The organism is Colwellia ponticola (assembly GCF_005885605.1).
Taxonomy (GTDB): domain Bacteria; phylum Pseudomonadota; class Gammaproteobacteria; order Enterobacterales; family Alteromonadaceae; genus Colwellia; species Colwellia ponticola.
On the sequence record NZ_SZVP01000002.1, the window covers coordinates 163,009 to 175,310 of the forward strand.

Genomic DNA, 12,302 nt, shown 5'->3' on the forward strand with positions numbered 1-12,302 from the left:
TCATGTTAATGCCAGTTAATAGGGCATTTACTAGCATTAACATATTATAATCAAGCTATTATGGTGTATAAGTACCGACACCTAAATCGTCAAGGTTACTTGGCGTTGCTGTGTGGTGATTATTCGCTAAAATATCCGCAGGTGAGTGTGCAATACGCAAGCCCATATCTTTTTCTTGTCTAACTAATTCGCCACGTAACGAGTTAGCAACAACATCAGTAATTTTAATATCAACAAATTGGCCAATAACGCTATGCGGGGCAACAAAGTTAACCGTGCGGTTATTTTCTGTTTTACCACGTAATTCCATCGGGTTCTTTCTTGAAGGACCCTCTACCAAAACACGTTGCTCGGTATTTAGCATTTGTCTTGCAATACGTAATGCTTGGTGTGTTATTTGGTCTTGTAATAGCTTTAATCTATCTTTTTTCACTTGATCGTCAATATCATCAGGTAAATCTGCTGCCGGTGTACCAGGGCGAGCGCTATAGATAAAACTAAAACTTAAGTCAAAATCTATTGCTTTAATTAGATTCATGGTATCGGCAAAATCTTCATCAGTTTCACCAGGGAAGCCAATAATAAAATCAGAAGACATGGATAAATCAGGACGTACTTTTTTTAATCGACGTACTTGAGATTTATATTCAAGGGCAGTATGACCACGTTTCATTTGCGTTAAAATACGGTCACAGCCACTTTGTACAGGCAGATGTAAATGGTTAACTAACTCAGGTACATCCGCATAAGCTTCTATAATATCGTCAGTAAACTCAACAGGGTGTGAAGTGGTATAACGAATTCTGTCAATACCGTCAATGGTGGCAACTAAACGTACTAAGTCAGCAAAACGACAAATACTACCATCATGTGTTTCACCACGATAAGCATTGACATTTTGGCCAAGTAGATTGACTTCACGAACACCTTGCTCGGCAAGTTGTGCTATTTCATACAGTACATCATCAAGTGGGCGACTGACTTCTTCGCCGCGCGTATAAGGTACAACACAAAAAGTACAATATTTACTACAGCCTTCCATAATAGAAACAAAAGCGCTAGCGCCATCTGCTTTAGGCTCTGGTAAGCGGTCAAACTTTTCAATTTCAGGGAAGCTTACATCCACAATCGGATTTTTTGAGTGCTGTAACTGATTTAACATTTCTGGTAAACGATGTAATGTTTGTGGACCAAAAATCATATCAACAAAAGGCGCACGCTTGCGAATAGAGTCGCCTTCTTGAGAGGCAACACAACCACCAACGCCAATAAGTAACGCTGGGTTTTTATCTTTTAGATTTTTCCAGCGACCTAACTGATGAAATACTTTTTCTTGTGCTTTTTCACGAATAGAGCAAGTATTAAGCAAAATAACGTCAGCTTGTTCCGCTTCTTCAACTAAGGAGAAACCATGAGTTGAGTCCAACAATTCTGCCATCTTTTGCGAGTCATACTCGTTCATCTGACAGCCCCAAGTTTTGATATATAGCTTTTTACTCATTACTTCACTCTTCACAGGCGATTTGATTATATACCAGAAAAACCTAAGTAATTCTCGTATAGATAAAGGAGGCGTATTTTATACCAATTGCTTACCAATTTCGAATGATAAAAGTAAGTCTATTAAGATATTTACTACTCCTTGGTAAATTTAAGGCACATTAACAGAGCATTTACTGAAAAATAAGGTTTATTGGTCATGTCATGAAGAGAAGCTATAGGACATTAGATTTCTTGATGCTTATCGATAAAAAAATGACATTACCTTGATATTAAATAAGGTTTTTGTTTGTATTTGTATGTTAACCTCGAGCAGCTGCACTTGCTTTTCACATTTTCACATTTTCACATTGTTACTCTATCATCAGGATGTTGATTGTTATGTTAAAAAAGCTTAAAAGTAAGTTAACTATTCGAACGCGCTTAATAACATTACTGTTACTACCTTGGTTCATTATATTTTCTTTGGGTATTAATGATACGGGTGATTATTTACGTGATATTGAACAAGCGCATCAAGCGAGCTTGTCTATTGCTATTGCCAGTGATATTGACGATTTAATTTATGAACTACAAAAAGAGCGTGGTTTATCGGCAAAAAAAATTGTTAGCACTAACCAAGAAAATAGCTTGAAAGAGCAAAGAGCAAAGACGGATGCACACATAGAGCACTATGTAACATTAACCGAAAAAATAAAGTTAAAAGAAGTAAATGTTACCAGTATTACTCGTGATGTTGTTATTAATAAAATACTAACCAATGGCTTAGCTAGTGTTGCAGTACTAGCACAGCAGCGCAAAAAAATTGATGAATGTATTATTAATGCTTGCAAGAGTGATGCAGGCTTCACTTATTATTCTCAATTTATTCAACAACTCTTACGCTTAGTATCACAAGTACTAATACAGCCTCATAATATTGAACAACATCGTAATGGTGTCGACTTTCTTACCTTACCTTACTTTACTTACAAGAAAAATCAGAACAAGAACGCAGTGCTTTAACTCGCTTATTATATGCTAATCAAATAGATGTAATTGAACTTAAAAAAGTTATTTTTCATGGAGAGGAACAAGAAAAGCTTATCGATGATTTACTTTCGGTATCAAAGTTGTCTAATCAGGTTTTGTTACAAGGGCAACTTGATACCGATAATAATCAGCAAGTCTTAGCGATAAGAAAGTTACTTACCCAAAAGTTAATTCGTGCTGAGCAACTTGCGCAATTAGAGCGTGAAATAGGTTACGGTGGTCTGATACATTACTTTAAAAAGTATACCTTACGAGGTGAAGCAACTGATCGACAAACTTTTATCAACAGCTTGACTATTACTCAAGATTATATCGCCCTCTTAACGAACAGTAGTCATTTTACTCCAGAGGATAAACAAGCGCTGGCGACTATTAAAGACTATTTTACTCGCTACTATCAATACATGTTACTAACAGATTCTTTAAAAAATGAAGGTAAAAATATTGAACAAATAGATAGCGAATATCATATTGATGATAGACAAGCTATTGATGCCATTAAACAGCTACAACGTAATGAACTTGAGATAGACGCAGATTATTGGTTGGAGTTATCTTCACAGCGTATTGATAAATTTAAAGCACTCGGTCACCACATTCGCACTGATATACAAGCCCTAGCCCAGACTAAAGAGCAGCAAGCCATTGAAAGCTTAAGACTATTTTTGGCTATATTCTTACTACTTTTTATATTTACCGTTTATTTCTCATTCTTATCGGTTCAGCGTTTTATTAAGGAGCTGAGACATATTCGTGATGGTATGAAACAAATGCAACTAAAACGTAATTTTAATCAACCTTTAATGGTACAAGGTAATAATGAAATAACTGATATGGTGATTGCTTTTAATCATATACTGGCTGAGATAAACCAATCTGAAGAAGACCAAAAAATTTCAGCGGCTGTTTTTCATCATGCTTCAGAAGCGATCATGATTACCAATGCCAATAATGAAATTGAAACAGTCAACCCAGCGTTTTGTCGTATTAGTGGTTATAGCGCAGCAGACGTTATTGGTAAAAACCCTAACATATTGAGTTCGGGTAAACATGGACGTAGCTTTTATAAAAAAATGTGGCAGGATCTGGAGCAAAAAAATTGCTGGCAGGGTGAAGTCTGGAATAAAAGAAAAAATGGCGAATTATTTCCGGAGTTTTTAGCGATTTCGGTGGTCAGAGATAAAAGTAGAAAACCACTACAATACATTAGCTTATTTTCAGATATAACTAAGTATAAAAAATATGAAGAAGATATTTGGATACAAGCTAACTATGACTCTCTTACGGGGTTGCCTAATCGTGATTTTTTCTTAGATAAATTACGTAAAGAATTGACCATCATTAAAGAGAATAAAAAAAATGATGTGGTCTTACTTTTCATTGACCTAGACCGCTTTAAATATGTTAATGATACCTGGGGGCATACCAGCGGTGATAAATTATTAAAATTAGCAGCAAAGCGGCTAAAAATGTGTGTTCGTGAGAAAGATACTGTAGCGCGTTTGGGGGGAGATGAGTTTGTGGTTTTATTGGAGGGTGTCCTTAACCGCAAAGTGATTGAAGGTCTGGTTCATAATATGCTAACGACATTGTCTATGCCGTTTCACTTAGGTAGCAAAAACGAAGCGGTGCTATCTGCGAGTATTGGTATTACCGTCGCCTCTGAAGATGGAGATAATGCTGATTTATTATTTAAAAATGCTGACACCGCGATGTATCAAGCAAAGACACTTGGGCGTAACACCTATCAATTTTTTACTAAAGAGATGAATGAAACGGTAAGTCGGCGTATGTATATCGAACAAGCATTAAGACAAGCCATTAAACAACAAGAATTTGTTTTACATTATCAGCCAGTGGTTTCACTCAGTAATGGTGAAATTATTGGTGTTGAAGCACTGATACGTTGGCAACATCCTAATAAAGGATTAATTTATCCAGATAACTTTATCACTATTGCCGAAGAAACAGGATTAATTGAACAGATTGGTCAGTGGGTGATAGAGCAAGCTTGTGCTGATTTAAATCACTGGCAGTCGCTTGGCTTAATGCTTCATGTTGCTGTCAATGTCTCTAGCCGACAGTGTAAACAAACGAGTCAAACGCCACTCAAAGAAGTCATCAGTAACGCATTGCTCAAGCATAATATTGCGCCATCGAACTTTAAAGTCGAAATTACAGAAAGCTTATTGATGGATAACTCTCAAGAAATGATCACCACGCTGCAAGAAATAAGAAGTTTAGGTGTCGCTATCCATATGGATGATTTCGGTACTGGTTATTCATCACTGAGTTACTTAAAACATTTTCCTATTAATGTATTGAAAATAGATCGCTCTTTTATTCAAGGTGCCATTGACGATAAAACCGATGCGAGTTTAGTTGAAGCGGTTGTGTTAATAGGGCATAGCTTATCGTTAAAGCTTGTTGGTGAGGGGATCGAAACACAAGAGCATTATAATTACTTACGCGAGTTAGGGTGTGACTATGGCCAAGGCTATTTTATTTCTAAACCGATAATTGCGACTGAATTAATTACCCTGTGTCAAGAAGTAGGCGATTCACCTAAATGGATAGCTTAATAATGATTAGATTGATAGTAAACAGGTAATTAATGACTAAATGGCTCGAAATTACCGGTCTGCTTGGGTAACATATCATTATATTTCTATTTTGTTGTGAACACTAAAGTATGGAACATTTTGATTGTGTTGTTATTGGTGGTGGTATGGTGGGCGCAACCAGTGCGCTGACTTTAGCACAGCTTGGTTTACAGGTGGCTCTAGTTGAAAAACATCCCCCCGCTGAGTTTAGGGCTGAGCAACCATTAGATTTACGTGTATCGGCAATCTCTTTAGCTTCACAGAACTTATTAAAACAAGTGGGGGCTTGGCAGCAGGTTGAGCAATGGCGCGCTTGTCCTTATAAACGCTTAGGTGTTTGGGAGCATGACAGTGCTTATACTGAATTTAATGCCCAGGATATTGAGCAAGCTCATTTAGGGCACATTGTAGAGAACCGTTTAATCCAACTGGCGTTATGGCAGCAAGTTAATGCTATGACTAATATCCGTACATTTTGTCCTGAAAGTTTACTCTCTTTAGAGCAAAACGATAATAGCACTTGTGCGGCGTACGATGGTGCAATTAATCCTAATGCTAAAGTCACGTTAACATTAACGAACACCCGTTTAACGGCAAAACTTGTTATTGGCGCTGATGGCGCGAAATCTAAAGTAAGATCAATGTCAGCCATTGGTATGACCGGTTGGGATTATCAGCAATCTGCGATGCTCATTAATGTTGAAACATCGCTGCCCCAGCAAGATATTACCTGGCAGCAGTTTTTCCCTACCGGTCCTGTGGCTTTTTTACCACTCCCTGGACAGAGTCAGTTAGGTGGTTATGCCTCGTTAGTCTGGTATCATCAGCGCGATGAAATCACTCGCCTCGCCGCGTTATCCAATAACCAATTACAACATGAAGTATTGAAAAAATTTCCTAACCGCTTAGGGAATATCAAGGTATTGGCTAAAGCAAAGTTTTCGTTAACACGCAGGCATGCTAATCGTTATCAACATAAGCAAGTATTGTTGTTAGGTGACGCCGCGCATACTATTAATCCAATGGCAGGGCAGGGAGTCAACTTAGGTTTTAAAGATGTGTTAGCTTTACAGCATGTTATTGCCGAGGCAATAGGTAATGGCGAAGTGTGGTATAACGAAAAAGTATTAGCGCGCTATGAAAAAGCAAGGCGTAACGAAAACTTACTAATGATGTCTACCATGGATGCATTATATGCGGGTTTTAGTCACCGGTCACCACTGGTTAAAGCGGCGCGTAATATAGCCTTGCTAGCGGTTAATAAAGTCCCTTTTGTTAATAGTACCATCAAGAATAAAGCACTGGCGTATGCTTGCGGTATATAGCGTTATAACAATATATTGTTATGTGATTAATACTTATCAAAAAGTTATAATAAAATCACAATAAAAAGCCCGATAATAAAATATTATCGGGCTTGAAATACATTCATTTTTACATGACTTGAGACTATTCTTATTTGTTAGTCGCTAGTAGGATTGAAATTTACCACTTCTTCACCAGCAGCTTGCTTGTCAGCATGGTAACTTGAGCGTACTAGTGGACCACAAGCAGCATGCTCAAACCCCATTCGTTTCGCTTCACGTTCAAACATAGCAAATTCATCAGGGTGTACATAACGCTCAACCGCAAGGTGATCTTTACTTGGTTGTAAGTATTGACCAATAGTAAGCATTGTTACCCCGTGATCACGTAAGTCTTGCATGACTTCTAAAATTTCTTCGTTGGTTTCACCTAAACCAACCATTAATCCTGATTTAGTTGCTACCGTTGGGTTTGCTTCGCCAAAGCGTTTTAACAAATCTAACGACCATTGGTAATTAGCACCAGGGCGTACTTTAGTATAAAGACGCGGTACGTTTTCCATGTTGTGGTTAAAAACGTGTGGCGGATGTTGATTTAATATCTCAAGCGCTCTGTCCATACGGCCACGAAAATCGGGTACTAAAATCTCTACTTTAGTGTTGGGTGCTTGCTCTGCTAATTCTTTGACACAATCAGCAAATTGTTGGGCACCACCGTCACGTAAATCATCTCTATCTACTGAGGTAATTACCACGTACTTTAAGCCCATGTCTTTTAAGCTATCCGCTAATTTTTTAGGCTCATCAGGGTTTGGCGGTAATGGACGGCCATGACCGACATCACAAAATGGACAACGGCGTGTACAAAGATCACCTAAAATCATAAAGGTGGCGGTACCATGGTTGAAACATTCCGACAGATTAGGGCATGAAGCTTCTTCACAGACTGAATGAAGGTTGTTTTTACGTAAATTAGCTTTAATGCTATCAATTTTATCGCTAGAGCGAGGTAACTTAATACGTAACCAGTCGGGTTTACGTAGCATAGTCGCTTTTGTCGAGCTAACGACTTTAATTGGGATGTGCGCTAACTTGTCTGCATCGCGAAATTTTTCGCCAGCAGCACGATCGGCTGTTTTTGGTTCTGAGGGTAAATGACTACTCATGATGCGTATGTTTCTCGTTTGGTAAACCTGATTGATAGCTAACGTCGTTAGCGTCAAGTAAGTTTATTAAGTGTTTCACTAGTGCAGTACCTGCACTAGCGGTATCTTGTGGGCCTTGTAAGTCGGCAGTTTGTATCATTTCTAAGCCGGCATAACCACAAGGATTTATGCGTAAAAAAGGCGATAAATCCATATTAACATTTAAGGCTAGGCCATGAAAAGAGCAGCCTTTGCGTACGCGTAGTCCTAATGACGCTATTTTTTTTTCATCAACATAAACACCCGGGGCATCGGCTTTTGCATAAGCGTTAATGTTATAATCCGTTAAAGCCGCTACGATACTGTTCTCAATTAAGGTGACTAATTGCCGAATGCCAATTTTTCTACGTCGTAGGTTAATCATAACGTAAAGTACTTGCTGACCAGGTCCGTGATAAGTGATTTGACCACCTCTATCAGCCTTTACCACGTCAATATCACCAGGTACCAGTAAATGCTCTGCTTTACCCGCTTGCCCTTGAGTGAAAACCGCTGGGTGCTCTACTAGCCATAATTCATCAGCTACCGTGTCATCACGGTTATCAGTAAAATCTTTCATGGCTTGCCAAACAAGGCTGTAATCCATGGTGTTTAATTGTCTAATGACTAATGAGTCGGTCAGGCGAGGAACATCTTGCTTGACTATTGAATTTGAGACCACGAGATAAACCTTGTTAATCTACATTGCGTTAAGTTACCGTATTAATCGTATTAAAGCGGTTATACTTCTTGATGGTTATAAAACGTATCTTACCTGCTCAATGGCCGTTAAGGTTTTATAAATAGTTTCAATGTGCTCTTTACTGGTAACAGTTACCGAAATAGATACCGAATGATAAGTACCTTTTGAGCTTGGTTTTATTTTGGGGTTGTAATCATCAGGTGTATGCTTTTGTAGCTCAGCTATGATTAAATCAGGTAGCTCGTCACAGGCAACACCCATCACTTTAAAGTTTAATACGGTAGGAAATTCTAATAATTCGTCAAACTTTGTGTTCATCTTTAGTTACTTCTTTATTGAGCGAAATTGTTACGTAATGACACCATTTTATCATTAAATATTCACTGCTGATATTGTTTTGTCACTTATACGCAGCAAATTAACGCAGTGATCATTTTACGTGGTGGAAATATCGAGTAATTTTTTTTGATAAAGTCTTACTAGCTGGCTCGTGAGTATAAGTAAAAGTCTAAGCAAAAAAAGCCTCAATGAAGAGGCTGTTTTGAGGTGTTTGTTATTAATTTATCTATTTTGACTATGTTTAGTTAGCAAATTGCAACTTAACATAGTCAACTAAACGACTAAAAACACTACCTTCGTTAATTTCTTCCAAAGTAACCAGTGGATATTGTGCAATATCTTCATCTTCTAGTTGTAAAAATAAAGTACCGACTACAGTACCTTTCGCTAAAGGCGCGGTTAATTGTTGGTTTAGTTCAAAATTTGCTTTTAGGTTTTTTCGTTGACCACGCGGGATAGTTATCGGGGTATCTGAAGTAATACCTAAATCAACATTTTCTTTGTGGCCCATCCATACGCGATTAGTAATAAATTTCTCACCCGCTTTATAAGGGGTAATGGTTTCAAAAAAGCGAAAGCCATAGTTTAATAATTTTTTACTTTCTACTTTTCGAGCGCGTTCACTTGCCGTGCCCATCACTACCGTCACTAAACGCATATCATCTTTAGTAGCAGAGGTGACTAAGCTATAACCGGCGTTAGAGGTATGTCCGGTTTTCATACCATCAACATTTAAGCTTTTATCCCATAATAAACCATTACGGTTATATTGCTTGATGTTGTTATAAGTAAAAGATTTTTGCTTATAAATCTCATATTCTTTTGGTACATCACGTATCAAGGCAATAGCTAATGTTGCCATATCTCTTGGCGTGGTCATATGTGATGTGCTGTCTAGACCATGGCTATTTTCAAAGAAGCTACTCGACATACCTAGTTGCTCAGCATGAGCATTCATTAAATCAGCAAAAGCACTTTCACTCCCAGCAATATGCTCAGCCATGGCAACGCAAGCATCATTACCTGATGCGACGATAATACCCTGGTTTAATAATTCAACGGGTACTTCTGTACCGACTTCAATAAACATTTTAGAAGAGTCAGGAAATTTTTTAGCCCAGGCTTTTTCACTAATTAATACTTTATCAGTATTTTTAATATTACCGTTTTCAAGCTCTTTACCGATAATATAACTAGTCATTATTTTAGTTAAACTCGCCGGAGCTAGCTGCGTATCAGCATTTTCTTCTGCGATTATTTTACCGGTAGTATAGTCAACTAATATAAAACCTTTAGCGTTTATTTGCGGTGCATCAGGGATGATAGTAATAGCATGTACAGCGGGTATAAACACAGTTGCTGCACTAAATAGTGCACCACTGAAAAAGCTTAATAGCTTGTTTTTAGGATAATGATTGTCTGAACGTTTTATTGCTTTAGTTATTACTTGGGTCATAGTTTTAGTCATATATCGGGAATTAAGGAAAATGGACTGTGCGAAAGTATACCATGTCTAAAAAGCTTGGCTATGGGCAGCAAAGGGATTGTTTATAATTTCACGTGAAAGTTACTAAATGTAACATTATTGGCTGCTTCTTGGGTACGCATTAGGGTAACCATTGCTTTTTAGGGTTAATAATAACGCGTTTAGGGTAGCAATATCTTCAAGAGGTCCTATTTGGATGCGATAAACGCCCTGATGTTCAGGGTAACTTGTTTGTTGTTTATATTTATCTTTTAGTAGCTTAGCTTTTTCAATAGCAAGGGCTTTATTGCGGGTTGCTAAGACTTGAATATATGGCGTAGCAATGCCTAGGCTTCTTGCTAGGGGCTGCGCTTCCTTTTGAGCTATATCGTTAATCTTCTCAGTATTACTAGATAAAGTAGGCTCTTTGAACGGTGCTTTTATCTGAGCTGTTTGTGTATCAAAATCGGTAATAGCGGTTATTTTAACATGCGCAGTACCTGTTTTTAACATGTCGAGCTTATAAGCTGCACTATAAGATAAATCAATAATACGTGAGTGATGAAAAGGACCACGGTCATTAACGCGTACAATAACAGATTTATTATTAGCGGTATTCGTTACTTTTAAATAGGTGGGTAAAGGTAGGTTTTTGTGTGCTGCACTCATGGTATACATATCGTAAATTTCACCGTTAGAAGTGAGGTGACCATGAAATTTATTACCATACCAAGAGGCTATACCGCTTTGCTCAAAACCTTGAGCAGAGTTTAATACCTTATAATGTTTACCAAAAACTTGATAATTTTTATTACCGCCACGGCTATATGGCTCTGCTCGGGCAATGGCGTCTTTTAGTTCAGCTTCGCTAGGTAAACGCGTTGGGGTACTATCATGCTTTTGTTGGTAACGACCAGAGCTACATGCACCTAACAATAAGATTAATGAAATAATACCAAGGTAGTTGATAGTTTGCTTACTAATATTCATAAATTTTATATTTCACAGCTAAAGTCAATAGTCAATTATTAGGTTAATGCTAAGTTAAACATGAAAGCGTCTGTGAGTACTAATAGCCATTAAGATGCCAAACCCCAATAATAATGTCACCATGGAAGTACCCCCATAACTCACCAAAGGTAAGGGAACACCTACCACGGGTAACAGTCCTGATACCATACCAATATTAACAAAAACGTAAACAAAAAAAGTGAGCGTAAGGCTGCCTGCTAGCAGCTTAGTAAAAGCATGTTGGGCATTAACTGCAATCCATAAGCCGCGCATGACTACAAATAAGTATACGGCCAGTAAAATGGCAACGCCAATTAAACCAAATTCTTCACTAAATACCGAGAAGATAAAGTCGGTATGACGCTCTGGCAAAAACTCTAACTGCGATTGTGTGCCTTGTAGCCAGCCCTTACCTTGAATACCGCCAGAGCCAATCGCTATTTTAGATTGAATGATATGATAGCCTGAGCCGAGTGGATCTTGCTCAGGATTTAAAAAAGTCATTACCCGTTGTTTTTGATAATCTTTCATCAAAAACATCCACAGTATGGGGACAAAAGCAGAGGCTAAGCCAACACATACACCAATAAGGCGCCAACTTGCACCTGCAAGAAAAATAACAAAAATACCTGAACTAGCAATCAGTAAAGCCGTTCCTAAATCAGGCTGTTTAGCAATAAGTAATGTCGGTAACAGTACTAGGATGAAGGCTAATATTACCGTCGATATTTTTACCGGTAAATTTTCTTGGCTAACAAACCAAGCAATCATAATGGGGACAATAAGCTTCATTACTTCTGATGGTTGAAACTTTATTACGCCTAAATCAAGCCAACGCTGTGCTCCTTTACCAACATGACCAAACAACAAGACGCTGCTCAGCATCAGTAAACCCAATATAAACACAGGTACAGCCCATTTTCGATAAGCCAATGGAGGGATTTGCGCGATAATAAACATACCCAAGAGGGCAACACCAATACTTCTTATTTTGCGATAAACGATGGCGGACTCTTGACCGCCGGCACTATAGACAAGAAACAAGCCTAAAAATAATAAGGCTAATATACCGATTAATAGCGGCACATCGATATGAAGCCTTTGCCATATACTACGACTTTTTTGTTGATCTTGTCCGCTACTACGCATGAGTTAGTCTCT

At 38.0% G+C, this 12,302-nt stretch carries 10 protein-coding genes; 3 read left to right on the forward strand and 7 right to left on the reverse strand.

Annotation, left to right across the window (positions count from 1 at the left end):
• Window positions 1-58: 58 nt before the first annotated feature.
• Complete coding sequence (gene miaB / locus FCS21_RS03760) at window positions 59-1,501, reverse strand: tRNA (N6-isopentenyl adenosine(37)-C2)-methylthiotransferase MiaB (protein WP_138620658.1); 1,443 nt, start codon at window positions 1,499-1,501, stop codon at window positions 59-61.
• Between the two features lie 380 nt (window positions 1,502-1,881).
• Here miaB and FCS21_RS03765 point away from each other — a divergent pair, with 380 nt between their 5' ends.
• From FCS21_RS03765 to FCS21_RS03775, 3 genes are all read left to right on the forward strand, one after another.
• Complete coding sequence (locus FCS21_RS03765) at window positions 1,882-2,505, forward strand: nitrate- and nitrite sensing domain-containing protein (RefSeq protein ID WP_171035624.1); 624 nt, start codon at window positions 1,882-1,884, stop codon at window positions 2,503-2,505.
• A 107-nt stretch (window positions 2,506-2,612) separates the two neighbouring features.
• Window positions 2,613-5,114 carry an EAL domain-containing protein gene (locus tag FCS21_RS03770; RefSeq protein ID WP_138620660.1) on the forward strand — a complete coding sequence of 834 codons (2,502 nt, stop codon included), beginning with the start codon at window positions 2,613-2,615 and terminating at the stop codon, window positions 5,112-5,114.
• A gap of 110 nt (window positions 5,115-5,224) precedes the next feature.
• Window positions 5,225-6,460, forward strand: a complete 1,236-nt coding sequence (locus FCS21_RS03775; RefSeq protein ID WP_138620661.1) for an FAD-dependent oxidoreductase — start codon at window positions 5,225-5,227, stop codon at window positions 6,458-6,460.
• Window positions 6,461-6,597: 137 nt separating this feature from the next.
• Here FCS21_RS03775 and lipA read toward each other — a convergent pair whose 3' ends face one another.
• The 6 genes from lipA to rodA all read right to left on the reverse strand — a co-directional run bounded on the left by lipA (window position 6,598) and on the right by rodA (window position 12,290).
• The gene (gene lipA, locus FCS21_RS03780; protein ID WP_138620662.1) at window positions 6,598-7,605 is read right to left on the reverse strand and encodes a lipoyl synthase; all 1,008 of its coding nucleotides are present in this window, start codon (window positions 7,603-7,605) and stop codon (window positions 6,598-6,600) included.
• Window positions 7,598-8,305, reverse strand: coding sequence for a lipoyl(octanoyl) transferase LipB (gene lipB / locus FCS21_RS03785; protein ID WP_138620663.1), 708 nt, complete (start codon window positions 8,303-8,305; stop codon window positions 7,598-7,600). The genes lipA and lipB overlap by 8 nt, the downstream gene beginning before the upstream one ends.
• A 75-nt stretch (window positions 8,306-8,380) precedes the next feature.
• A complete protein-coding gene (ybeD, locus tag FCS21_RS03790) occupies window positions 8,381-8,644 on the reverse strand; it encodes a DUF493 family protein YbeD (RefSeq protein WP_138620664.1) in 264 nt (87 codons plus the stop codon).
• A 262-nt stretch (window positions 8,645-8,906) separates the two neighbouring features.
• Entirely contained in the window at window positions 8,907-10,121 is a 1,215-nt protein-coding gene (locus FCS21_RS03795) for a serine hydrolase (RefSeq protein ID WP_138620665.1), read from the reverse strand.
• A 126-nt stretch (window positions 10,122-10,247) separates the two neighbouring features.
• Window positions 10,248-11,120 carry a septal ring lytic transglycosylase RlpA family protein gene (locus FCS21_RS03800; protein ID WP_138620666.1) on the reverse strand — a complete coding sequence of 291 codons (873 nt, stop codon included), beginning with the start codon at window positions 11,118-11,120 and terminating at the stop codon, window positions 10,248-10,250.
• A 54-nt stretch (window positions 11,121-11,174) separates the two neighbouring features.
• Window positions 11,175-12,290 (reverse strand): rod shape-determining protein RodA, encoded by a 1,116-nt coding sequence (gene rodA, locus FCS21_RS03805; RefSeq protein WP_138620667.1) that lies wholly within the window; start codon window positions 12,288-12,290, stop codon window positions 11,175-11,177.
• Window positions 12,291-12,302: the final 12 nt, after the last annotated feature.